Annotated in this window: 16 protein-coding genes; 5 read left to right on the plus strand and 11 right to left on the minus strand. The window is 72.1% G+C overall.

Going from position 1 to position 20,666, the window contains the following annotated elements; translation table 11 throughout:
• Positions 1-13: 13 nt before the first annotated feature.
• Positions 14-502, minus strand: coding sequence for a glutathione peroxidase (locus OG867_RS28740; protein WP_328899048.1), 489 nt, complete (start codon positions 500-502; stop codon positions 14-16).
• A gap of 35 nt (positions 503-537) precedes the next feature.
• Entirely contained in the window at positions 538-1,080 is a 543-nt protein-coding gene (locus OG867_RS28745; RefSeq protein WP_406289717.1) for a GNAT family N-acetyltransferase, read from the minus strand.
• Positions 1,081-1,295: 215 nt separating this feature from the next.
• Here OG867_RS28745 and OG867_RS28750 point away from each other — a divergent pair, with 215 nt between their 5' ends.
• Positions 1,296-1,730, plus strand: a complete 435-nt coding sequence (locus OG867_RS28750) for a hypothetical protein (protein ID WP_406289720.1) — start codon at positions 1,296-1,298, stop codon at positions 1,728-1,730.
• 4 nt (positions 1,731-1,734) lie between these two features.
• Here OG867_RS28750 and OG867_RS28755 read toward each other — a convergent pair whose 3' ends face one another.
• On the minus strand, positions 1,735-3,489 hold the full coding sequence (locus OG867_RS28755) for a cation:proton antiporter (RefSeq protein ID WP_406289722.1): 1,755 nt from the start codon (positions 3,487-3,489) through the stop codon (positions 1,735-1,737).
• A 162-nt stretch (positions 3,490-3,651) separates the two neighbouring features.
• Positions 3,652-4,296 carry a TetR/AcrR family transcriptional regulator gene (locus OG867_RS28760; RefSeq protein ID WP_406289725.1) on the minus strand — a complete coding sequence of 215 codons (645 nt, stop codon included), beginning with the start codon at positions 4,294-4,296 and terminating at the stop codon, positions 3,652-3,654.
• A gap of 112 nt (positions 4,297-4,408) precedes the next feature.
• Between OG867_RS28760 and OG867_RS28765 the strand changes: the two genes are divergently transcribed.
• Positions 4,409-5,419, plus strand: coding sequence for a hypothetical protein (locus OG867_RS28765; RefSeq protein WP_406289728.1), 1,011 nt, complete (start codon positions 4,409-4,411; stop codon positions 5,417-5,419).
• Between the two features lie 9 nt (positions 5,420-5,428).
• Here OG867_RS28765 and OG867_RS28770 read toward each other — a convergent pair whose 3' ends face one another.
• The 3 genes from OG867_RS28770 to OG867_RS28780 all read right to left on the minus strand — a co-directional run bounded on the left by OG867_RS28770 (position 5,429) and on the right by OG867_RS28780 (position 9,604).
• On the minus strand, positions 5,429-6,028 hold the full coding sequence (locus OG867_RS28770; protein WP_328899042.1) for a hypothetical protein: 600 nt from the start codon (positions 6,026-6,028) through the stop codon (positions 5,429-5,431).
• 160 nt (positions 6,029-6,188) lie between these two features.
• Positions 6,189-7,073 (minus strand): acyl-CoA thioesterase, encoded by an 885-nt coding sequence (locus tag OG867_RS28775; RefSeq protein ID WP_406289730.1) that lies wholly within the window; start codon positions 7,071-7,073, stop codon positions 6,189-6,191.
• Positions 7,074-7,090: 17 nt separating this feature from the next.
• Positions 7,091-9,604 carry a DEAD/DEAH box helicase gene (locus OG867_RS28780; RefSeq protein WP_406289733.1) on the minus strand — a complete coding sequence of 838 codons (2,514 nt, stop codon included), beginning with the start codon at positions 9,602-9,604 and terminating at the stop codon, positions 7,091-7,093.
• Between the two features lie 170 nt (positions 9,605-9,774).
• On the opposite strand from OG867_RS28780, the gene OG867_RS28785 reads away from it, so the two are divergent.
• Complete coding sequence (locus tag OG867_RS28785) at positions 9,775-10,566, plus strand: metal-dependent hydrolase (RefSeq protein WP_406289735.1); 792 nt, start codon at positions 9,775-9,777, stop codon at positions 10,564-10,566.
• 40 nt (positions 10,567-10,606) lie between these two features.
• Here the strand turns inward: OG867_RS28785 and OG867_RS28790 are convergent, their stop codons facing one another.
• Positions 10,607-12,403, minus strand: coding sequence for an ABC transporter ATP-binding protein (locus tag OG867_RS28790; RefSeq protein WP_328904250.1), 1,797 nt, complete (start codon positions 12,401-12,403; stop codon positions 10,607-10,609).
• Between the two features lie 11 nt (positions 12,404-12,414).
• Positions 12,415-14,241: an ABC transporter transmembrane domain-containing protein gene (locus OG867_RS28795; RefSeq protein ID WP_406289738.1), complete on the minus strand. Its 1,827-nt coding sequence runs from the start codon at positions 14,239-14,241 to the stop codon at positions 12,415-12,417.
• Between the two features lie 255 nt (positions 14,242-14,496).
• Here OG867_RS28795 and OG867_RS28800 point away from each other — a divergent pair, with 255 nt between their 5' ends.
• Positions 14,497-15,216 (plus strand): L,D-transpeptidase family protein, encoded by a 720-nt coding sequence (locus OG867_RS28800; protein WP_328904249.1) that lies wholly within the window; start codon positions 14,497-14,499, stop codon positions 15,214-15,216.
• Positions 15,217-15,222: 6 nt separating this feature from the next.
• Here the strand turns inward: OG867_RS28800 and OG867_RS28805 are convergent, their stop codons facing one another.
• Both OG867_RS28805 and OG867_RS28810 read right to left on the minus strand, forming a co-directional pair.
• Positions 15,223-18,156 carry an FAD-binding and (Fe-S)-binding domain-containing protein gene (locus tag OG867_RS28805; RefSeq protein ID WP_406289740.1) on the minus strand — a complete coding sequence of 978 codons (2,934 nt, stop codon included), beginning with the start codon at positions 18,154-18,156 and terminating at the stop codon, positions 15,223-15,225.
• Between the two features lie 58 nt (positions 18,157-18,214).
• A complete protein-coding gene (locus tag OG867_RS28810) occupies positions 18,215-18,658 on the minus strand; it encodes a MarR family transcriptional regulator (RefSeq protein WP_328899035.1) in 444 nt (147 codons plus the stop codon).
• 141 nt (positions 18,659-18,799) lie between these two features.
• Between OG867_RS28810 and OG867_RS28815 the strand changes: the two genes are divergently transcribed.
• Complete coding sequence (locus tag OG867_RS28815) at positions 18,800-20,605, plus strand: ABC transporter ATP-binding protein (protein WP_406289742.1); 1,806 nt, start codon at positions 18,800-18,802, stop codon at positions 20,603-20,605.
• The last annotated feature ends 61 nt before the right edge of the window (positions 20,606-20,666 follow it).

The raw sequence follows: 20,666 nt of genomic DNA on the forward strand, positions 1-20,666 counted from the left end.
GGCCTGTCGTCCATCAGGCCGGCAGCTGCGCCTCGATCGCGGCGACCAGCTCGGGCGCGTCCGGCTCCGTGCGGGGGCGGACGCGGGCCACCGGCTCGCCCGCCGGTGAGATCAGGAACTTCTCGAAGTTCCACTGGACGTCCCCGGCCTCGCCCCCGGCGTCCGCGAGCCGGGTCAGCTCCACGTACAGCGGGTGCCGGTTCGCACCGTTCACCTCGGTCTTCTCCAGCAGCGGGAAGCTCACCCCGTAGGTGGTCGAGCAGAACGTCTCGATCTCCTCGGCGGTCCCCGGCTCCTGGCCGCCGAACTGGTTGCACGGCACGCCGAGCACGGTGAGGCCCCGGTCCCCGTACTCCTTCTGGAGCCGTTCCAGGCCCGCGTACTGCGGGGTCAGCCCGCACTTCGATGCCACGTTCACCAGCAGCACCGCCCGGCCGCGGTAGTCGCCCAGCGAGGTCGGCTCGCCGGTGAGGGTGCGCAGCGGAATGTCGTACAGCGTCATGGATGTCTCCTCGTCGGTGTCTTCCCGACCCATTCTCACCCCAGGGGTACGTCCGTCACGCGGCCGACCGCCTTGTAGTAGAAGGTCGTCGGCTTCAGGACCCCGTCGGGCCCGGCCGCGTAGTCCGGAACGGAACCGCACTCCGTCCAGCCCGCCGCGCGGTACAGCCGCTCCGCCGGGCTGCCGCTCTCGGTGTCCAGGACCAGCAGCGTGACACCGTCCTCGGCCGCCGTGCGCTCGGCCGCGGCCAGCAGTTCACGGCCGAGTCCGCGCCCGCGCGCCGAGGGGCGGACCATCAGCTTGGCCACCTCCGCGCGGTGGCGGGCGTTGGGCAGCGGCGCCCGGACCAGGCCGATGGTGCCCGCGATGCGTTCCCCGTCCCGGGCGATCCACACCCGGAGCCCGTCCGCCTCCACGGACGCGGCCCGGGCGCGCCACCAGTCGGCGGCGGCGCCCCGGTCCAGGGGCGCGAGGAAGCCGACGGAGGAGCCGTTCTCGACGGTCTCCACCAGCAGGGCGGCCAGCTCGTCGGCGTAGGTGACCAGCTCGGGGCCGGACACCGGGACGATCTCGGTCATGGGGCAGGTCCTTCCACGGAACGCCGGGCCGCATCCCCGCGCGGACCGGCTGCGACGTGATCCTAAGCGGGTGGTGCGCCGGCAGCGGATGTCCGGTCCGTCAGCCCCCTGCCCGCCGTACTGCCGGACACGCACGCCCGTGACACTCTGGAAGCGGAACGTCCGGTTCGGATCCAGTCCGTGCCGGGCGACCGTGCCAGCAAAGGAGGCCCGAGATGGCCAGCACGGGCAGCGCACCGGCGGCGCTACACGGCACCGACGCATCACACCATCCCGCCCGCACGGGCTGGACCGCGTTCGCGGCGGTCCTGATGATCTTCGGTGGTGTCATGGCGGTCTTCCAGGGGATCTCCGCCATCGCCAAGGACGACGTGTTCGTCGCCACGCGCAACTATGTCTTCCAGTTCAACCTGACCGGCTGGGGCTGGATCCACCTCGTCCTCGGCATCGTCATCGTGCTCGCGGGCTGCGCCCTGTTCACCGGCGCCCTCTGGGCGCGCGTCATCGGAGTGATCCTCGCCGGACTCGGCGCGCTCGCCAACTTCGCCTGGCTGCCGCACTATCCGCTCTGGTCCATCGTGCTCATCGCCATCGACATCTTCATCATCTGGGCGCTCTGCACGGGCGGGGACAGTCGCGCGAAGGCGTGAGCCCTCACGCCTCCGTCAGCAGTACGAGCGTGTCGCCCGGGACCGCTTCCGGGTGCACGCCGTCCGTGACCGGGACCAGCCGGCCCTCCGGACGGACCACGAAGAGCACCTGCTCCCCGTCCGCCGGAGGGCCGTCCGCCGTCCGCGTCACCACCCGCGCCCCGGCCTCGTACCGCCGGACGATCTCGGGCCGGGTGAGGATCGCGTCGAACAACAGGGACTCGCCCCCGGCGTAGGGGGCCACCACGCCCTCGCTCGCGGCGGACGGCGCGAGGCGGCGCACCGTCCCCTCGACGCTCTCCCGGAGCTTGAGCGAGGCCAGCGCGTTGAAGTCGTCCTCGCCGGTGAGCAGCAGCACATCGGTGATCCCTTCGAGCACCGCGCCGAACCCCTCCGCCGAGGCCATCAGCTCGCCGGGCGCCAGCTCAAGGCCGGCCGCCTCGATCCGCGCCCGCTCCTCGCCCGCGCCCGCCCACATCAGCACGTCGAGCCCCGCCGCGCTCAGGGCGCGCGCCAGGTCGACCGCCCAGGGCGCCCCGCCCACCAGCAGCGGCCTGGACCGGGACGGCCGCAGCACCCCGAGCCGCCGCGCCACCGGGAACGCGGTCAGGCCGTAGAGCATCACGGTCGCGACGATCACCACGAAGGTCGCGGGCAGGATGCGCTCGGCACCGGCGATGTGGTGCGCGGCGAGTTCGGCCGAGAACGTGGAGGCGGTGGCCGCGGCGACGATGCCCCGGGGCGCCATCCAGCCGATGAACCACCGCTCCCGCGCGGGTACGTCGGTGCGGGCCGCCGCCAGATGCGCGATGAGCGGCCGGGTCACCAGGACGAGCAGGGCGGTCAGCGCCAGCGAGGGCAGCACCACGTGCCGCAGCGACTCCGGGGTGACCGTCGCCGAGATGGAGACGAACAGCAACCCGATGATCAGGGAGACCAGCGTCTCGAAGAACGGGCGGCGCGTGGGCAGTTCCAGGCCCGGCAGGTTGGCCAGGGCCATCCCCATCACCACGGCGGAGATCAGCCCCGTGTCGTCGCGCAGCGCGTCGCAGGCGGCGGCCACCCCGATCACGGCGGCCAGTTGCACCGAGGTCGCCAGTTCCTCGCTGAGCCGCACCCGCCCCAGCACCAGCCACAGCACCCCCGCGCCGGCCGCGCCCGCCCCCAGGCCCAGCGCCGCGCTGGCCAGGAAGTGCCCGAAGCCGCTGCCGAACCCGGGCCGGCTGCCCGCGAGGACCCCGTGGAAGACCAGCGCCCCCAGAATGCCGCCGACCGGATCGATCAGCGAACCCTCCCAGACGAGGATCCGCTGCAACCGCTCGGTGGGCCGTACGAAGGCGAGCAGCGGGCCCACGACCGTCGGGCCGGACACCACGAGGATCGTCGCCAGCATGACCGCCGCCTGCGCCGACATGTCCAGCACCGGTACGGCGAACAGCGCGGCGGACACCACCGTCAGCAGCGCCCCCAGCCACAGCAGCCGGATCACCACCCGCCGGTTGTGTCCCTTCAGCCGCCTCAGGTCCAGCCCCAGGCCGGCGTCGTAGAGGATCACCGCCACCGCCAGCGACACCAGCGGCGAGAAGGAGCTCCCGAGCAGCCGCTGCGGATCGACGTTGTCGGTGAGCGCCCCGGCGGTGAACCCGGCCGGTAGCAGCACGAGCAGCGCCGGCACCCGCAACCGGCTCGCCAGCAGCTGTGAGCCGACCGCGAGCACCGCGATCAGCCCGAGCCCCACGTACACCTGATCCGCCGACATCCACCCGCCTCCTCCGACGCGCCCCACGGCAGCGCGCGTGACCACCTTCCGCGCCACCGCACACGGCGGATGCGAGGGCTCGCGCCGGGGAGGCGTACTCACCGGCCGGGATCGCCCGGAAGGGCTATCGGCCGAGGCCGGGCCGTACGCGTGGGGCCGGCTTCACGGCCGGGCCCGCCCCTCGGCGGCGTCGAACGCGGGCGCGAGCGGGGCCAGCGCCGCGCGGAGCCGGCCGGACAGGGAGCCGACGGGCACGACCAGCCCTCCGGCGCCCGGACGCGCGGCGGCCCCGGCCGGCTGGATCCAGCCTTCCAGCGCGATGCGGACCGCGGCGGCCGCGCTCGCCGCGAGGACGCGGGCGGCCGGTGCCGAGGTGTCGTCCAGGCGCGCGGCGATGGCCGTCGTGAGCGGCGGCTCGATGCCGGCGGTGGCGTCGAGGAAGGCGTCGCGCAGCGCGGGCCGGGTGGTGACGAGCAGCAGCGCCTCCTGGCCGTGCGCGCCGGGGTCCGTGTACTGCTCGACCACCGCGTCGGTCACGGCGTCTGCCAGGCGGACGTCCGCGGGACGGGCCGCGACGGACGCCGCGACGCGCGCCTCCCGGTCGGCGGTGACGGCGGCGACGATCGCCTGCTCGCGGCTGGCGAAGTAGTTGTTGTAGGTACGCGCCGAGACGCCGGCCGCCTCGGCGATGTCCTCGACCCGCAGCCGGTCCGGCCCGTGCTCGATGGCCAGGCGCAGCGCCGCCTCGCGCAGCGCCTCGCGGGTGGCCTGCTTCTTGCGCTCCCGCAGCCCCGGTGGTGTCGTCACGCCGCCAGCGTTCCACAGAGACTGCGTGCACGCAAACTTGCGTGCACGCACTTTTCCTGTCAGCCTCGGCCGGACCGACCGAGGAAGGGACGCCACCATGCGGGCAAGAGGAATGACCTACGACACCGGATTCGTGCTGAACGGCCGCACATCCCGCGAGCACTTCGACCTCGCGGTGGTCCGGCGCGAACTCGCGATCATCCGCGACGACCTGCACTGCAACGCGGTCCAGATCATCGGAGGCGACCCGGACCGGCTGGAACGGGCCGCGTCCGTCGCCGCCCGACTCGGCCTGGAGGTCTGGTTCTCGCCCTATCCGCTGGAGCTGGAAGCGGAGCAGATCCTCACGCTCTTCCGTGACTGCGCCGCACGGGCGGAACGGCTCCGGCAGGAGGGCGCCGCGGTCGTGTTCGTCGCGGGCGTCGAACTGAGCGTGATGAACCGGGGGTTCCTGCCCGGGGACAGCCCCGAGGAACGGGTCGGGCAGCTGATGAGCCGCCCCGAGCGACGGTCCGACGCGATCCGTGAACTCGGCGTCCGCGTCAACGATTTCCTCCGCGACGCCGTGGCCGCCGTCCGCGCGTCCTACCGGGGCACCCTCACGTACGCGGCCATCCAGTTCGAGCAGGTGGACTGGGCCCTCTTCGACATCGTCACGTACGAGCTGCTCCGCTCCGCCGAGATCGCCGACCGGTTCCGCGAAGCGGTCCGCACCCTGGCCCGGGGCCCGAAGCCGCTCGCCATCACCGGCTTCGGCACCGCGGCCTACCGAGGCGCGGGGGACCGGGGCGGGCGGGTCCTGGACGTGGTCGAGCACGACCCGCTGACCAAGGACCCCGTACGGCTGAACGGCGTCTACGAGCGCGACGAGGCCGGCCAGGCCGCGTACCTGAGCGAACTCCTGGAGGTCTTCGAGACCGAGGGCGTGGACAGTGCGTTCGTCTTCCTGTTCGCGCTGCCCGGCTATCCGCACCGCCCGGACGGCGATCCCAGGGACGACCTGGACCGGGCGGGACTGGGCATCGTCAAACTCCTCGAAGGGCGCCGGGGGCGGACCTACCCCGACATGGAGTGGGAGCCCAAGGCCGCCTTCGAGGCGGTGGCGCAGCGGTACCGGGGGTGACCCGGGCCGCTACTCCCGCTTGTCGTCCCAGGGCATGCCCAGCCAGCTGTCGAACGAGGTGATCAGCGCCGTCAGCGCCGCCGCCAGCCGCTGGTCGGTCCCCTGCGCGTGTACGAGGAGCTCGCCGTCGGAAAGGAATTCGAGCGGGGTCTCACCGGCCGCCCGCCAGCGGATGCGGCGGGGTCCGCGCGGCACGTCGCCGCCGCCGCCCACCAGGCTGCCCACGCCGATCGCCAGCCACAGCGGGAACAGCAGCCACCACACGTACCACCAGAAGATCCGGCCCTTGAGCCCGACGGCCTCGGGGCAGCCGGTCCGGGCGACCGTCCAGCGGGTGCGCAGGCCCTTGCCCGAGCACGCCTTCTCGCGGACGACCGTGCCCAGCACCTCCCCGTAACCGCCCAGCACCTGATACGCCGAAACGCCGTCACCGGCCGACGCGGTGACGACCGTTGCCAGCCGGGCGCGGCGCTCCGGGTCGGCCCACAGGACGAAGGAGCGGGCCCCGTCCTTGCGGGCGGCGAGGTACGCCGGTATGCCGCCCGGCGGCGGTTCCCGCTCCAGATGGGCCAGCACCCGCGACGCACCGGCGGGCTCGTCCTTCACCATGACGACATGGCTGAAGGGAGAGAGGGGCGCGGTCGCCGGTATCCCCTTCCGCGCCTTCCTCCCGGCGGCAACGGCACTCACTTTCAGGACGGTGGCCACGTGCGCGCTCCTCGGTTGTGATGATCGGGAAGTCGAACAGTAGTCCTGCCGTCGGAGGGGGTTACGGGGACGGCGCGTCGTCCAGCCGCCGGAACAGGCCCTCCTGCACCACCGACACCAGCAGATTGCCCGCCCGGTCGTAGATCCGGCCGCGCGCCAGACCCCGCCCGCCCGTCGCGACCGGCGACTCCTGGTCGTACAGGAACCACTCGTCCGCCCGGAACGGCCGGTGGAACCACATCGCGTGGTCCAGCGACGCCATGTCGAAGCCGCGCGGCCCCCACAGCGGTTCCACCGGGATGCGGACCGCGTCCAGGAGCGTCATGTCGCTCGCGTACGTCAACGCGCAGGTGTGCACCAGCGGGTCGTCGCCCAGCGGCCCCACCGCCCGCATCCACACCGCGCTGCGCGGTTCCGCGTCCTTGATCTCCTCGCGCGTCCAGCGCAGCCGGTCCACGTACCGGATGTCGAACGGCTGGCGCCGCGCCATCCGTTCCAGCGCCTCCGGCAGACCGCCCAGGTGCTCGCGCACCTCCTCGGCGACCGTCGGCAGCTCCTCCGGGTCCGGCACCACCCGGGCGGGCGGCAGCTGGTGCTCGAAGCCCGCCTCCTCCGGGCGGTGGAACGACGCCGTCAGGTTGAAGATCGTCCGGCCCTGCTGGACCGCCGTCACCCGGCGGGTGGTGAACGACCTGCCGTCCCGGACGCGCTCCACGTCGTACACGATCGGCACACCGGGACGGCCCGGCCGCAGGAAGTAGGCGTGCAGCGAGTGCACCGGCCGGTCCCCGTCCGTGGTGCGGCCCGCCGCCACCAGCGCCTGCCCCGCGACCTGGCCGCCGAAGACCCGCTGAAGCGACTCGTCGGGGCTCCGGCCCCGGAAGATGTTGACCTCGATCCGCTCCAGGTCGAGCAGATCGACCAGACGCTCGGCGGCGTTCGTCATGCCGTTCTTCTCCACTCTCACAACTGGCCCACGGACGTGACGCGCACGACCGCCCGGCCCTCCTCGTCCGACGCGGCGAGGTCGACCTCCGCGCTGATGCCCCAGTCGTGGTCGCCGTTCGGGTCGGCGAACGTCTGGCGGACCCGCCACACCCCGTGCGCCGCGTCCTCCTCGATCTTCAGCAGCTTCGGGCCGCGCGCGTCCGGACCGGTGCCCAGCTCCTCGTACTCGTCCCAGTACGCGTCCATCGCCTCGCCCCACGCGTCCTCGTCCCAGCCCGCGTCCGCGTCCAGCTCGCCCAGATCGCGGACCCGGTCCAGCGCGGCCAGCTCCACCCGGCGGAACATCGCGTTGCGCACCAGCACCCGGAACGCGCGGGCGTTCGCCGTGACCGGCTTGACCTCGTCCGCCCGCTCCTGCGCCTGCTCGGCGGTCTCCACCTCGGGGTTGGCCAGCTGCTCCCATTCGTCCAGCAGACTGGAGTCGACCTGCCGGACCATCTCGCCCAGCCAGGCGATCAGATCCTCCAGGTCCTCGGACTTCAGGTCGTCCGGAATGGTGTGTTCCAGCGCCTTGTACGCACTCGCCAGATACCGCAGCACGATGCCCTCGGTGCGCGCCAGCTCGTAGTTCGACGTGAACTCCGTGAACGTCATGGCCCGTTCGTACATGTCACGGATCACCGACTTCGGCGACACCGGATGGTCGCCCACCCACGGGTGGCTGTGCCGGTAGACGTCGTACGCGTGCCACAGCAGCTCGCTCAGCGGCTTCGGGTACGTCACCTCCTGGAGCAGCTCCATCCGCTCCTCGTACTCGATGCCGTCGGCCTTCATCTGCCCGACCGCCTCACCGCGCGCCTTGTTCTGCTGCGCGGCCAGGATCTGGCGCGGATCGTCCAGCGTCGACTCCACCACGGAGACCATGTCCAGGGCGTACGACGGCGAGTCCGGGTCCAGCAGCTCGAACGAGGCCAGCGCGAACGTGGACAGCGGCTGGTTCAGCGCGAAGTCCTGCTGGAGGTCGACGGTCAGCCGCACGATGCGGCCCTCCGCGTCCGGCTTCTCCAGCTGCTCCACCACACCGCCGTCCAGCAGCGAGCGGTAGATCGCGATGGCCCGGCGGATGTGCCGCAGCTGCGCCCGGCGCGGCTCGTGATTGTCCTCCAGCAGATGCCGCATCGCCTCGAAGGCGTTGCCCGGCCGGGCGATCACCGAGAGCAGCATCGTGTGCGTGACCCGGAAACGCGAGGTCAGCGGCTCCGGATCGGACTGGATCAGCTTGTCGAACGTGGTCTCCGACCAGGCCACGAAACCCTCGGGGGCCTTCTTGCGGACGACCTTCCGCTTCTTCTTCGGATCGTCACCCGCCTTCTTGACCGCCTTCTCGTTCTCGATGACGTGCTCCGGGGCCTGGGCCACGACGAAGCCCGCCGTGTCGAAGCCCGCCCGGCCCGCCCGCCCGGCGATCTGGTGGAACTCCCGCGCCCGCAGCGTCCGCACCCGGGTGCCGTCGTACTTGGTGAGCGCCGTGAACAGCACCGTGCGGATCGGTACGTTGACGCCGACGCCCAGCGTGTCCGTACCGCAGATCACCTTCAGCAGACCCGCCTGCGCCAGCTTCTCCACCAGCCTGCGGTACTTGGGGAGCATGCCCGCGTGGTGCACACCGATCCCGTGGCGCACGTACCGCGAGAGGTTCTGGCCGAACTTGGTGGTGAAGCGGAAGTTGCCGATGAGATCGGCGATCTTCTCCTTCTCCTCCTTGGTGCACATGTTGATGCTCATCAGCGACTGCGCCCGCTCCACCGCGGCCGCCTGCGTGAAGTGCACGATGTACACCGGCGACTGCCGGGTATCCAGCAGCTCCGTGAGCGTCTCGGTGATCGGCGTCAGCCGGTACTCGTAGCTCAGCGGGACCGGACGGGTCGCCGAGCGGACCACGGAGGTCGGGCGGCCGGTGCGCCGCGTCAGGTCCTCCTCGAACATCCGGACGTCGCCGAGCGTCGCCGACATCAGGACGAACTGCGCCTGCGGCAGCTCCAGGATCGGGATCTGCCACGCCCAGCCCCGGTCCTGCTCCGCGTAGAAGTGGAACTCGTCCATCACGACCTGGCCGATGTCCGCGTACTTCCCGTCCCGCAGCGCGATCGAGGCCAGCACCTCGGCGGTGCAGCAGATCACCGGGGCGTCGGCGTTGACCGAGGCGTCCCCGGTGAGCATGCCGACGTTCTCCGTACCGAACAGCTTGCACAGGTCGAAGAACTTCTCCGAGACCAGCGCCTTGATCGGCGCGGTGTAGAAGGTGACCTTGTCCTGGGCCAGCGCCGTGAAGTGCGCACCCGCCGCGACCAGGCTCTTCCCGGACCCGGTGGGCGTGGAAAGGATCACGTTGGCCCCGGACACCACCTCGATCAGCGCCTCCTCCTGAGCGGGGTAGAGGGTGATCCCCTGCGTCTCGGTCCAGGACGAGAAAGCCTCGAAGAGAGCGTCGGGATCGTCGGTCGGGGGCAGCTGATCGATAAGGGTCACACCCCCATCTTGCCTGTCTTCCACCCCGATGAGGGAACCGGACGACGGCCCGAAGATCACGGACGATACGCTTCCCTCTCAACTCGGCCACACCGCAACGGCGATGGCCGGAATCCCGCGCCCGGCCACCACCGGGCGCACTCGGCGACACCTACGGGGGCTCGGCAGTCATGATGGGACCGGCACACTCTCTGTCAGGGGCGGCGGCCTGGCTGGGGGTGGGTGCCGCGGCGGCGGCCACCGGCCACACCATGCCGTGGCCCGTCCTCGTCGTCGGGGCGCTGATCAGCGCGGGCGCCGCGCTCGCCCCCGACCTCGACCACAAGTCGGCGACCATCTCCCGCGCCTTCGGGCCCCTCTCGCGCGGGGTGTGCGAGATCGTCGACAAGCTCTCGCACGCCGTCTACAAGGCCACCAGGCTGCGGGGCGACTCCAACCGCAACGGCGGCCACCGCACCCTCACCCACACCTGGGTCTGGGCCGTCCTGATCGGAGCGGGCGCCTCCGCCGTCGCGTACACCGGCGGGCGCTGGGGGGTCCTCGCGATCCTCTTCATCCACCTGGTCCTCGCCGTCGAGGGGCTGCTCTGGCGGGCCGCCCGCGTCTCCAGCGACGTCCTGGTGTGGCTGCTCGGCGCGACGAGCGCCTGGATCCTGGCCGGCATCCTCGACAAGGCGGGCAACGGCGCCGACTGGCTGTTCACCGACCCCGGTCAGGAATACCTCTGGCTCGGGCTGCCGATCGTGCTCGGCGCCCTCGTCCACGACATCGGCGACGCGCTGACCGTCTCGGGCTGCCCGATCCTGTGGCCGATCCCGCTGGGCCGCAAGCGCTGGTACCCGATCGGCCCGCCCAAGGCCATGCGCTTCAAGGCCGGCAGCTGGGTGGAGATCAAGGTGCTGATGCCGGTCTTCATGATCCTCGGGGGCGTGGGCGCCGCGGCGGCGATGAACGTCATCTGAGCCGCCCGGGGGGCCGGCGCACCGGCCCCCCGGGGACCCGTCAGCCGTGCCAGGAGCGCCAGAGTGCCGCGTACGCCCCGTCCGCCGCCACCAGCTCGTCGTGGCTGCCCAGCTCCGTGATCCGGCCCTGCTCGACCACGGCGATCACGTCCGCGTCGTGCGCGGTGTGCAGGCGGTGCGCGATCGCCACCACCGTGCGGCCCTCCAGCACCCGGGCGAGCGACCGTTCCAGGTTGCGGGCCGCCCGGGGGTCCAGCAGCGACGTCGCCTCGTCCAGGACCAGCGTGTGCGGATCGGCCAGCACCAGCCGGGCCAGCGCGATCTGCTGGGCCTGCGCCGGGGTGATCACCAGACCCCCCGAACCGACCTCCGCGTCGAGCCCCTGCTCCAGCGCCCGCGCCCAGCCGTCGGCGTCGACCGCGGCGAGCGACGCCCACAGCTCCGCGTCCTCGGCGTCCGTACGGGCCAGCCGCAGGTTGTCCCGCAGCGAGCCGACGAACACATGGTGCTCCTGGTTGACCAGTGCCACGTGCGACCGCACCCGCTCCGTCGCCATCCGCGACAGCTCGGCCCCGCCGAGCGTGATGTCACCGGTCCGGGGCGCGTAGATCCCCGCCAGCAGCCGCCCCAGCGTCGACTTGCCCGCGCCCGACGGGCCGACCAGCGCCAGCCGCGTACCCGGCGCGACGTCCAGCGACACCCGGTGCAGCACGTCGACCCCGTCCACGTACCCGAAGCGCACCTCGTCAGCGCGCACGTGCCGGCCGTCCGGGGTGACCGCGGCGTCGCCCGCCTCCGGCTCGATCTCCCGGACGCCCACCAGCCGCGCCAGCGACACCTGGGCCACCTGCAACTCGTCGTACCAGCGCAGGATCAGCCCGATCGGGTCCACCATCATCTGTGCGAGCAGCGCACCCGTGGTGAGCTGCCCGACCGTCATCCACCCCTCGATGACGAACCAGCCACCCAGCAGCAGGACCGTGCCGAGGATCGTCGCGTACGTGATGTTGACGACCGGGAACAGCACGGTCCGCAGGAACAGCGTGTACCGCTCCCACGCCGTCCACTGCTTGACGCGCAGGTCCGACAGCGCGACCCGGCGCGCCCCCAGCCGGTGCGCCTCCACGGTCCGCCCCGCGTCCACGGTCTCCGCCAGGGCCGCGGCGACCGCCGCGTAACCGGCGGCCTCCGAGCGGTACGCCGCCGGACCCCGGCGGAAGTACCAGCGGCAGCCGATGAGCAGCACCGGCAGCGCCACGACCACCGCGAGGGCCAGCGGGGGAGCGGTGACGGTGAGGGCCGCGACCAGCAGGCCCACCCACACCACGCCGATCGTCAGCTGCGGGACGGCCTCGCGCATGGCGTTGGCCAGCCGGTCGATGTCCGTGGTGATCCGGGAGAGCAGATCGCCCGTACCGGCCCGTTCCAGCACGCCCGGAGGCAGCCGCACCGAGCGGACGAGGAAGTCCTCGCGGAGGTCGGCGAGCATCTCCTCGCCCAGCATGGCGCTGCGCAGCCGCATGATCCGGGTGGCCACCGTCTGCACCACGAGCGCGCACGCGAACACCGCGGCGGTGCGCTCCAGATGCAGGTCGCGGACCCCGTCGGACAGGTCCTCCACGAGCCCGCCCAGCAGATACGGGCCCACGATGGAGGAGACCACCGCGAACGTGTTGAGCAGGGTCACCACGAGGAACGGCTTGCGGTGGCGCCGCATCAGTTCCAGGACGTAGGCCCGTACGGTCGCGGGCCGGCCGACCGGCAGGGTGGCGGCGGTCTCGGGGGCCGCCGGGTCGTAGGCGGGGGGTAGGTGGGCCGGTGGGGCGACGCCGGTCATTGCCTGTCCTTTCATGCCCGTTCCTCGATTTCCTGGGGTGCGGCGGCGGGCTCACCGTGCTCCGGGGCCGCCGCGGGTTCCACTTCGTCATCGGTCTCGCGGGTCACGACGGCGCGGTAGCGCTCCTCGGTGCGCAGCAGCTCGCGGTGCGTGCCGACCGCCACCACCGTGCCGCCGTGCACCAGCGCCACCCGGTCGGCCAGGTCGAGCAGCAGGGGCGACGAGGAGAACACGACGGTCGTACGGTCCGTGCGCAGGTCCTTGACGCCCGCCGCGACACGGGCCTCGGTGTGCGAGTCGACCGCCGAGGTGGGCTCGTCCAGGACGAGCGTGTCCGGGTCGGTGAGCAGCGACCGGGCCAGGGCCAGCCGCTGGCGCTGGCCGCCGGACAGGGACCGGCCGCGTTCGGTGATCCGGGTGTCCAGCGGCTCGCAGTCCCGCTCGGGGGACGCCTGCGCCAGCGCGGCCAGTACGTCGTCGCACTGCGCGGCGGACAGCGCGGCCGCGGCCTCCACCTTCCCGGACGACGGCACGTCCAGCAGTTCGCGCAGGGTGCCCGAGAGCAGCACGGGGTCCTTGTCCTGGACGAGTACGGCGGTCCGTGCCGCGCCCGGTTCCAGTTCGTCCAGCGGCACCCCGCCCAGCAGGACGGAGGGCGGCTCGGGGGCGTCGGTGTCCGGTGCCTCGGGCTGGGCGTGTCCGCCGAGCCGTTCCGCCAGCCGGCCCGCCTCGTCGGGGTCGCCGCAGACGACCGCGGTGAACCGGCCCTGCGGGGCCAGCAGCCCGGTGACCGGGTCGTACAGGTCGCCGGACGGGACGGTGTCGACGGTGGCGGGGCGGGTGTTCCGGCTCAGCGACAGCACGCGTACGGCGCGCTGCGCGGAGGGACGGGAGAAGGAGTACGCCATGGCGATCTCCTCGAAGCTCCGCAGCGGGAACAGGGCCAGGGTCACCGTGCTGTACACCATCACCAGCTGGCCCACCTCGATCCTGCCGTCGCGGACCAGCGAGGCCCCGTGGACGACCAGGGCGAGCAGCAGGAGGCCGGGCAGCAGGACCTGGACCGCCGAGATCAGCGACCACATCCGGGCGCTGTGCACGGCGGCCTCGCGGACCTCCTGCGAGGCGCGCCGGTAGCGGTCCAGGAACAGGTCCTCGCCGCCGATGCCGCGCAGCACGCGCAGCCCGGCCACGGTGTCCGAGGCGAGTTCGGTGGCCCGGCCCCCCTTCTCACGCTGCACATCCGCCCGCCGGGTGGCACGCGGCAGCAACGGCAGGACGGACAGGGCGAGGAACGGCATGGCGATCGCCACGAGAACGCCCAGCGACGGCAGGTAGAGGACGAGTCCCACGCTGATGACGACGAGGATCGTGGCGGCTGCCAGGAAGCGCGAGAGCGCCTCGACGAACCATCCAATTTTTTCGACGTCACCGGTGGACACCGCCACCACTTCGCCCGCCGCGACCCGGCGCGTCAGCAGCGAGCCCAGCTCGGCGGTCTTGCGGGACAGCAGCTGCTGGATCCGGGCGGCGGCGGTGATCCAGTTGGTGACGGCGGCCCGGTGGATCATGGCGTCGCCCACCGCGGTCAGCACGCCCAGCAGCGCGGTCAGCGCACCGGCCAGCGCGAGCCTGCCGCCGGACCGGTCCACGACCGCCTGGACGGCGAGTCCCACGGTCAGCGGGTATCCCGCGACCGAGCACTGGTGCACCAGCCCCCAGAACAAGGACTTGAGCTGCCCGCGGATCTGATTGCGGCCCAGCCACAGCAGCAGGCGGGGGCCTGAACGGACATCGGGATCGCCGGGGTCCGAGTACGGAAGATCGCGAATGTGCATGACATCCCAAAGGATTGGAAACCGGGCCCGCGAGGCACCGCGAAAGCGCGTCGGGGCAGCACTGAGTCGCCTGCGGGATGCGCAGGCGGGGGAACCGGACCGCGCAAGCCTTGCCTGTCGCCGGGATCGCGGCAAACGGTTTTACGGGGCGCGGGTAAAGATTCGGCACGCTTTCGCCGGGGCCGCCCGGGGTGGACAACGGCGTACATCGCCAGGTGCGAGCATGGACGGATGCGTATAGCCGGTGCGGTTCGGATGGTGGCCTCGGCGGCCGCCTGCGGTGTCCTGCTCACGACCCTGACGTCCTGCGGTGACGGAGGGGACACCAAGAAGGGCGCCGCCGCCGAGCGGTCGGCCGCCGGGAAGGGCAGTACGAAGGCCCCCGTCAAGGATCTGAAGCGCATCCCCGACGTGGGCGACCGGCTCCAGTCGCAGATCCCGGCCGCATCCCGCCAGGTCGTCGCCGTCTACGGCCAGGGCAAGGACTCGGCGGACTCCACCGTCGTGCTCTACACCAAGTCCGGCTCCACCTGGGACAAGACCGCCTCCTGGAAGGGCCACAACGGCAAGAAGGGCTGGACGCCCGACCACCACGAGAACGACAACCGCAGCCCGGTCGGCGTCTACACCCTCAGCGACGCGGCCGGTGTCCTGGCCGACCCGGGCGCCCGCCTCCCGTACACGCAGACCGCCTCGATCCAGGCCCCGCACTACTGGGCCAAGTCGCACTGGCACGACTTCGACTACGTCATCGCCATCGACTACAACCGCGTCAAGGGCACCCCGCCCAACGACCCGACGCGCCCGCAGGGCCAGACCAAGGGCGGCAGCATCTGGCTGCACATGGACCACGGCAGCGGCACCTCGGCGTGCGTGAGCGTGTCCAAGGAGGCCATGGAGAAGCTGCTGCGCACCCTGGACCCGAAGCAGCACCCGGTCGTCGTCATGGGCGACCGGGCCAGCCTCCGCGCCTGACACGGCCTAGGCGGGGCCCGGGCGGGTCGCCCACTCCAGCTCCATCAGGGCGGAGTGGTACGAGCGGCCCGTCGCCCGGTCCATGCCGATCTCGCACATCCGGTTGGCCGAGAGGTACGCCTCGTAGTCCCGGGACCGCACCTCGGCTGCCTCCTTGGCGGTCGCGGACGCCGTCAGCTCCTGGTGCAGCATCCCGCGGTCGCCCGCGAAACCGCAGCACGCGGCGTCGTCGGGGATCACCGCTTCGTCCGCGCAGGCGTCGGCGACCGCGCGGAGCCGGTCCACATCGTCCAGGTGTTCCATGGAACAGGTCGGGTGGAGCACGGCCGAACGGGCCTTACGCTCCACCGTCAGCTCCGGCAGCAGCTCGTCCGCCGCCCAGACCAGGGAGTCGACCACGGTCAGCTCGCGGTGCAGCGCCCGGTTGTCCTCGGTGAGATACGGGACCACCTCATGGGCGATCCCCAGCGTGCACGAGGAGGCGTCGACCACCAGCGGCAGCTTCCCCCCGGCCGTCCAGCCCCAGGCCGCTTCCACGATCCGGTTGGCCATCACGGCGTTGCCGGAGTCGTAGCCCTTGGAGTGCCAGATGGTGGCGCAGCAGGTGCCGTTGACGTCGTCCGGGATCCAGACGGGCTTTCCCGCCCGGGCCGACACGGCCACCACGGCCTGCGGCAGCGACGGGCCGCGATGGCTGTCCGGGCTGCCGAAGATGCGGTTGACGCAGGCCGGGTAGTAGACCGCGCTCGCCCCCGCCCTGGAGGTGCGCGGCAGCTTGCGGGGCGCGGCACCGGGGATCTCCGGAAGCCACTCGGGGACCAGATCGGGGCTCACCGCCCGGCGGGCGAGCCGGGTGACCCCTTGCAGCAGGCGGTTGTCGATCCGGCTCGCGGCGGCGACCGCGAGCCGCGCCGCCGTCTCCGCCGTACGGAAGTGCTTGGCGGCGAGCGCGGAGATCCGCTCCTCGCGCGGGGAGTGCCGCTGGTGGCGGAAGTTCTTCATCATGGCGCCCGTGTCGATGCCGACGGGGCAGGCCAGCTTGCAGGTGGAGTCTCCGGCGCAGGTGTCCACGGCGTCGTAGCCGTAGGCGTCGACCAGGCTCGTCTCGACGGGCGAACCCTCGGGCTGGCGCATCATCTCGCGGCGCAGCACGATCCGCTGACGCGGTGAGGTCGTCAGGTCGTGGCTGGGGCAGGTCGGTTCGCAGAAGCCGCACTCGATGCAGGGGTCGGCGATGGCCTCGACCTTCGGGATGGTCTTCAGCCCGCGCAGATGGGCCTTCGGGTCGCGGTCGAGGACGATCCGCGGTGCCAGGACCCCGTCGGGGTCGATGACCTGCTTCGTACGCCACATCAGTTCGGTGGCCTGCGGGCCCCATTCCAGTTCGAGGAAGGGGGCGATGTTGCGGCCCGTCGCGTGCTCCGCCTTGAGCGATCCGTCGAACCGCTCCACCGTCAGCCGGCAGAAGTCCGCCATGAAGGCGGCGTACCGGTCGACGTCGGACGGCCGGGCCGCGTCGAACGCCAGCAGGAAGTGCAGGTTGCCGTGCGCGGCGTGACCGGCGACGGCGGCGTCGAAGCCGTGCTCCGCCTGGAGCGCGAGCAGCGCCTCGCAGGCGTCGGCCAACCGGGACGGCGGGACCGCGAAGTCCTCGGTGATCAGCGTCGTACCCGCGGGGCGGGAGCCGCCGACCGCGGTGACGAACGCCTTGCGGGCCTTCCAGTAGCCGGAGATGGTGCGGGCCTCCCGGGTGAACTCGTTGGTCACCGAGGTGACGGGCCGGACCAGCTCCAGTCCGCGCACCACATCGGCCGCCGCCCGCTCGTACGCCTCCTGGCCCGCCTCGTCCGGGGCCCGGAACTCCACCAGCAGCGCGGCGGTCTCCTTCGGCAGCCCGGCCCAGTCGGCGGGGACCCCCTGCACGCTGACCGAGGCGCGCAGGGTGTTTCCGTCCATCAGCTCGACGGCGATGGCCCCTGCCTCGTTGAACAGCGGGACCGCGGCGGCCGCGGCGGTCAGCGAGGGGAAGAACAGCAGCGCCGTGGAGATCCGGCGGTCGAGCGGCAGGGTGTCGAAGACGACCTCGGAGATGAAGCCGAAGGTCCCCTCGGAGCCGACCATGAGGCCGCGCAGGATCTCCACCGGGGTCGAGCCGTCGAGGAAGGCGTCCAGCCGGTAGCCGTTGGTGTTCTTGATCTCGTACTTGGCGCGGATACGGGCCGTGAGCGCCGCGTCCGCCTCGATCTCCGCCTTCAGCGCCAGCAGCCCTTCGCACAGCTGCGGTTCGGCCCGGGCCAGATCCTCGTCGGCCGCCGGGCCGGCGGTGTCCACGACGGTGCCGCTCGGCAGCACGAAGGTGAGCGAGGAGACGGTCCGGTACGAATTGCGGGTGGTGCCCGCGGTCATCCCCGAGGCGTTGTTGGCGACGACGCCGCCGATCGTGCACGCGATGGCGCTGGCCGGGTCCGGGCCCAGCAGCCTGCCGTACCGGACGAGGGCCGCGTTGGCCCGGACGACCGTCGTCCCCGGGCGGATACGCGCGCGGGCGCCGTCGTCCAGGACCTCGACGCCCGCCCAGTTCCGCCGGACGTCGACCAGGATGTCCTCGCCCTGGGCCTGGCCGTTGAGGCTGGTGCCGGCGGCGCGGAAGACCACGTTGCGGCCCCTGCCGTGCGCGTACGACAGGATCGCCGAGATGTCGTCCAGGTCCTCGGGGACGACGACCACCTGGGGCACGAAGCGGTACGGGCTGGCGTCCGAGGCGTACTTCACCAGGTCGGAGACCTTCCAGAGCACCTTCTCCGCGCCGAGCAGGTCGGTGAGCTCGGTGCGCAGTGTCTCCGGAGTGCCCTGCGCCTGCGCGTCGGGGACGCGGTCGTGGGAGGGCGGGCGCACCGCCGCGGGGCGCAGCGTGTCGGGGTCCGGCTCCAGCAGCGGCATGGTGGTTCTCCTCGGCGGTTCGTCGGTCCGACGGCTCGGTGCCGCGTCCCGTGACCGGTCAGCAGCGACGCTCCGGCATTCCGTTGACCAGGGCGGTCAGCAGGCCGCCGAGCACCTCGCGCTGGTCGGCGGTCAATGGAGCCAGGATCTCCTCTGCGGCCGCCCGGCGCGCGTCGCGCAGCGAGCGGAGCGTGGCGATGCCCTCGTCCGTGATCTCGATCCGGACCACCCTACGACTGTCCGGATCGGGGACGCGACGCACCCTCCCGCCGGCCTCCAGGGCGTCCACCAGCGTCGTCACGGCGCGCGGGACCACGTCGAGGCGCTGCGCGAGATCCGCCATCCGGGGCGGTCCGTCGTAGTGGGCGACGGTGCGCAGCAGCCGGAACTGCGCGGGCGTGATGCCGATCGGCTCCAGCTGGCGGCCCTGGATGCGCTGGAGCCTGCGCGTCAGGCGCAGCAGCTGTTCGGCGAGCATGCCGTCGGGGTCGGGGGAGTCCATGGGAAGAACGATACAGGACGTCGTTCATTGTGAGTAGGGGTAACAATGAGCTATGCTCTCATTCGGCTCGACTGTCACGGTCGCGATCCCCGCGCCCGGGCTGCCCCGCCCACCCTTGCCACACGCCCGACGAAGGAGCTCATGAAACCCGACGAACCCACGTGGACACCTCCGCCCAAGGACGCGGCCCAGCCGCCCGCCGAGGTGCGCCGCATCCTCCGCCTCTTCCGCCCGTACCGCGGCCGCCTCGCGGTGGTCGGCCTGCTCGTCGGCGCCTCGTCGCTGGTGTCGGTCGCCTCGCCGTTCCTGCTGCGCGAGATCCTGGACACCGCCCTCCCGCAGGGGCGGACCGGGCTGCTCACTCTGCTCGCCCTCGGCATGATCCTCACCGCCGTGATGAACAGCGTCTTCGGCGTGCTCCAGACCCTCATCTCCACCACCGTCGGCCAGCGCGTCATGCACGACCTGCGCACCGCCGTCTACACCCAGCTGCAGCGGATGCCGCTCGCCTTCTTCACCCGGACCCGCACGGGTGAGGTCCAGTCCCGGATCGCCAACGACATCGGGGGCATGCAGGCCACCGTCACCTCGACGGCGACCTCGCTCGTCTCCAACCTCACCGCGGTCATCGCCACCGTCGTCGCCATGCTCGCGCTCGACTGGCGGCTCACCGTCGTCTCGCTGCTCCTGCTGCCCGTCTTCGTCTGGATCAGCCGCCGGGTCGGCCGCGAGCGCAAGAAGATCACCACCCAGCGCCAGAAGCAGATGGCCGCCATGGCCGCCACCGTCACCGAGTCGCTGTCCGTCAGCGGCATCCTGCTCGGCCGCACGATGGGCCGCTCCGACTCGCTCACCCAGGGCTTCACCGAGGAGTCCGAGCGGCTGGTCGACCTCGAAGTGCGCGCCAGCATGGCCGGACGGTGGCGGATGTCCACCATCGGCATCGTCATGGCCGCCATGCCGGCCGTCATCTACTGGGCCGCGGGCATGGCCCTCCAGTCCGGCGGGCCCGCCGTCTCGATCGGCACCCTGGTCGCCTTCGTCTCGCTCCAGCAGGGCCTCTTCCGCCCCGCCGTGAGTCTGCTCTCCACCGGGGTGCAGATGCAGACGTCCCTCGCCCTCTTCCAGCGGATCTTCGAATACCTCGACCTCACCGTGGACATCACGGAGCCGGAGAACCCGGTGCGCCTGGAGAAGGTGCGTGGCGAGGTCCGCTTCGAGAACGTCGACTTCAGCTACGACGAGAAGAGCGGCCCGACCCTCAGCGGCGTCGATGTCACCGTGCCCGCCGGAGCCGGACTGGCCGTCGTCGGCCCCACGGGGTCCGGAAAGTCCACCCTCAGCTACCTGGTGCCCCGGCTCTACGACGTGACCGGCGGCCGCGTCACCCTCGACGGGGTCGATGTGCGCGACCTCGACTTCGACACCCTCGCCCGCGCGGTCGGCGTCGTCTCGCAGGAGACGTACCTCTTCCACGCCTCGGTCGCCGAGAACCTGCGCTTCGCGAAGCCGGACGCCACCGACGAGGAGATCGAGGCGGCCGCCCGCGCCGCCCAGATCCACGACCACATCGCCTCGCTCCCCGACGGCTACGACACCCTCGTGGGGGAACGCGGCTACCGCTTCTCCGGCGGTGAGAAACAGCGCCTCGCCATCGCGCGGACGATCCTGCGCGACCCGCCGGTACTGATCCTGGACGAGGCGACGAGCGCGCTCGACACCCGTACCGAATGCGCCGTGCAGGAGGCCATCGACGCGCTCTCCACCGGACGCACCACGATCACCATCGCCCACCGGCTCTCCACCGTCCGCGACGCCGACCAGATCGTCGTCCTCGACGGCGGCCGCACGGCGGAACGCGGCACCCACGAGGAACTGCTCCGGCTCGACGGACGGTACGCGGCACTGGTCCGCCGGGACACGGAGATGGCCCCCGTGGCGGGCTGACCAGGAGGAGTGCCGCCGGGCATGGCGTCCCCGGGGCCGGGACCGGCGCGGGTTAGCGTGC

Source organism: Streptomyces sp. NBC_00209 (genome assembly GCF_045206345.1).
GTDB lineage: Bacteria > Actinomycetota > Actinomycetes > Streptomycetales > Streptomycetaceae > Streptomyces.